Here is a 242-nt window from a genome sequence, read left to right as displayed (position 1 = left end):
CCATTGACCAGGGCGGCGCGGGCGAACCGCTTGCGCGGAGATCGTCACGACGTCGCCGCCGTCGCCGATATAGATCGTGTCGTCCGAAAGAAACTCGTTGAGTTCGTAAGCGACGCGGTACGGATGAATCGGCGTGCTGTTCGACTTGAACAGCGGCATCAGTTTTTCGGTCGCAGTTGCTTCGGCGTCCTGAAGTTGCGCCATCCACTTGCGGCGTGCCTGGCGCTTGTCGTCCTTGAGGC

Annotated in this window: 1 pseudogene; it reads right to left on the bottom strand. The window is 61.2% G+C overall.

Annotated elements, in window-relative coordinates:
* Positions 1-242 (bottom strand): annotated as a pseudogene (locus SB753_RS40635) (thiamine pyrophosphate-binding protein); the annotation flags it as partial.

Source organism: Paraburkholderia sp. SIMBA_053, assembly GCF_046534895.1.
Classification (GTDB): domain Bacteria; phylum Pseudomonadota; class Gammaproteobacteria; order Burkholderiales; family Burkholderiaceae; genus Paraburkholderia; species Paraburkholderia caledonica.
Note: the sequence above shows the minus strand (reverse complement) of the source record. Positions and strands in the feature narration are given on the sequence as shown.